This is a genomic window from Streptomyces sp. NPDC058964, from assembly GCF_042741275.1.
In the GTDB taxonomy this organism is placed as follows: domain Bacteria; phylum Actinomycetota; class Actinomycetes; order Streptomycetales; family Streptomycetaceae; genus Streptomyces.
This window is the reverse complement of sequence record NZ_JBHYKH010000821.1, coordinates 1-2,467: the sequence shown is the minus strand read 5'-3', so window position 1 is coordinate 2,467 and position 2,467 is coordinate 1. Positions and strand designations below refer to the sequence as shown.

At 71.5% G+C, this 2,467-nt stretch carries 2 protein-coding genes and 1 pseudogene; all 3 read right to left on the bottom strand.

The features are described from left to right. Window positions 1–95, bottom strand: a pseudogene (locus tag ACFW2E_RS45200) (spermidine synthase-like protein); the annotation flags it as partial. A gap of 73 nt (window positions 96–168) precedes the next feature. Next, on the bottom strand, window positions 169–1,338 hold the full coding sequence (gene tuf, locus ACFW2E_RS45195; RefSeq protein WP_384477540.1) for an elongation factor Tu: 1,170 nt from the start codon (window positions 1,336–1,338) through the stop codon (window positions 169–171). Window positions 1,339–1,617: 279 nt separating this feature from the next. After that, a complete protein-coding gene (locus ACFW2E_RS45190; protein WP_384477537.1) occupies window positions 1,618–2,340 on the bottom strand; it encodes a DNA alkylation repair protein in 723 nt (240 codons plus the stop codon). Window positions 2,341–2,467 lie beyond the last annotated feature (127 nt).

The window sequence follows — 2,467 nt, the reverse complement described above, 5'->3', positions numbered from 1 at the left end:
ACGGTGAGCAGCCAGGCCCGTTCCCGGTCGACGTCGGGCATGAGCTTGGCGGTGCCGTGGTCGGTGACGCGGGTGACGGGTATGGCTTCGTTCACCTGCCCATTGTGCCAACCCCCGGCCGCGTCGGGAGCCGGCCGTGTCACGCGCCGCCCGTGCCCGGGGGCCGCCTCAGGCGACGGCCGTCACGGTGCCCGCCCCCACGGTCCGCCCGCCCTCACGGACGGCGAACCCGAGCCCGGTCTCCAGCGGCACCTCCCGCCCCAGCTCCACGGTCATCGTGACCGTGTCCCCGGGCCGGGCGACGGCCGCCTCACCGAGGTCCACGTCCCCGACCACGTCGGCGGTCCGGATGTAGAACTGCGGCCGGTAGCCCGTGGCGACCGGCGTCGTACGACCGCCCTCGCGCCCCGACAGCACGTACACCCGCGCCGTGAACCGCCGTGCCGGTACGACGGTGCCGGGTGCGGCGACCACGTGTCCCCGGCGCACCGTGTCGCGGGCGACGCCGCGCAGCAGCAGCGCCACGTTGTCCCCGGCCTGGGCCTCCTCCATCGGCTTGCCGAAGGTCTCCAGTCCGGTCACGACGGTCTCGACGTCCGCGCCGAGCACCTCGACCCGGTCACCGACCCGGACCGTGCCGCGCTCGACCGCGCCGGTCACGACGGTGCCCCGGCCGGTGATGGTAAGCACGTTCTCGACCGGGAGCAGGAACGGCGCGTCGAGATACCGCTCGGGCATGGGCACATAGGTGTCCACCGCGTCGAGCAGCGCCTCGATCGACGCCGTCCAGCGCGGGTCGCCCTCCAGCGCCTTCAAGCCGGAGACCCGTACGACGGGTACGGAGTCGCCGCCGTAGCCCTGCGCGGTGAGCAGCTCCCGCACCTCCAGCTCCACCAGGTCGGTGAGCTCCTCGTCGCCGGCGTCGGCCTTGTTGAGGGCGACGACGATGTGGTCGACACCCACCTGCCGGGCGAGCAGGACGTGTTCGGCGGTCTGCGGCATGATCCCGTCGAGCGCGGAGACGACGAGGATCGCCCCGTCGAGCTGCGCGGCTCCGGTGACCATGTTCTTGACGTAGTCGGCGTGGCCCGGCATGTCCACATGCGCGTAGTGCCGGGTGTCGGTCTCGTACTCGACGTGCGCGATGTTGATGGTGATGCCGCGGGCGGCCTCCTCCGGGGCGCGGTCGATGCGGTCGAACGGCACGAAGGTGCCGCTGCCGCGCTCGGCCAGCACCTTGGTGATGGCCGCGGTCAGGGTGGTCTTGCCGTGGTCGACGTGACCCATCGTGCCGATGTTCAGGTGCGGTTTGGTGCGCACGTAAGCCGTCTTGGGCATGGCTGTACCTCGAAGCCTCGTAAGTGGCGGTGGGGACCCCAAGGACTGGCCGACCCTCCCCCTGCGGGGTCCGCCGGACGATCCGGAGAGGGTCAGCTTCGGGCGCCGTCGACAGCGGCCAGGAAGATCGGGACGGCAGCCTTCGGAGCATCCGCGACCGCGGATGCTGCGAGGACGAAGGCGTACCGGAACATGACGTCGATCATCGCCGACCCCCCGTCTTGCGTCGAATGGTTTTCCCCAGGCTCTTCCCCGGGCCGTTGCGGCCGGCGGGCCGCCTCAGGCGCCGATGTTCTTCAGCGCCTCGCGGACGGTCAGCGGCGCGAACCTCCCCCGCTCACGGGCGAGGAAGGACCTTACGGCCTCCGGGTCCGTCTTGGCGTACTCGCGCAGGCACCAGCCGATCGCCTTGCGGATGAAGAAGTCGGTGTGACCGGACTGGAGCAGGCAGTAGGAGAAGAGCCGGCCGGTGTCGGTGCGTTCCTTGTAGCGCAGTTGGTGGAGGAGGGCGGTGCGGGCGACCCACAGGTCGTCGTCCGTGATCCACCGGTCCATGTCGTCGAGCAGTTTCGGGTCGGCGGCGACGAGCGCGCCGACGACGTGCGCGGCGAGCAGGTCGACGGTGTCCCACCAGGGGACGGTGGTGACCAGGTGCCGGGTCACCGGCAGGAAACCCGACGTACAGCGTCCCGTGTGGCGGCGCACGTAGTCCACGGCGAAGTAGTGGTACTCCCGCTCAGGCAGGGCCCAGCAGCGCAGCGCGATCGCCGTGCAGTCGGCCTCGTCGGGGCGCGGGGTGCCCGCGAGGACGGTGCGGGTCAGGACGCGGCGGGCGGGGGTGGGGATGCCGAGGAAGGGCGTCACGTCCTTCATGTAGGCCCGCATGGATGCGGCCCGCTCGGCGTCGGCCGCGGCGGTGTAGGCGATGGTGAGCCGCTCCAGCACGGTGTCGGCGAGCACACTGCGCGGTGGGCCCGCCGGGCCCGCGCCGGTCACGTTCATGGGACGAACCATACGGCGATCACACACATTGTCGGTTAGTGTCGCCGGATGCTCGATGCCACCAACCGCTCTGGGGGCACCGCGACGGTCTCTCCCCGGGCCGCCGGCACGGAGCTCGTCGTCGCCG

Bases quoted from the DNA above. Each gene is read 5' to 3' on its own strand.
- tuf (WP_384477540.1), bottom strand. From the start codon at position 1,338: ATGCCCAAGACGGCTTACGTGCGCACCAAACCGCACCTGAACATCGGC.
- ACFW2E_RS45190 (WP_384477537.1), bottom strand. From the start codon at position 2,340: ATGAACGTGACCGGCGCGGGCCCGGCGGGCCCACCGCGCAGTGTGCTC.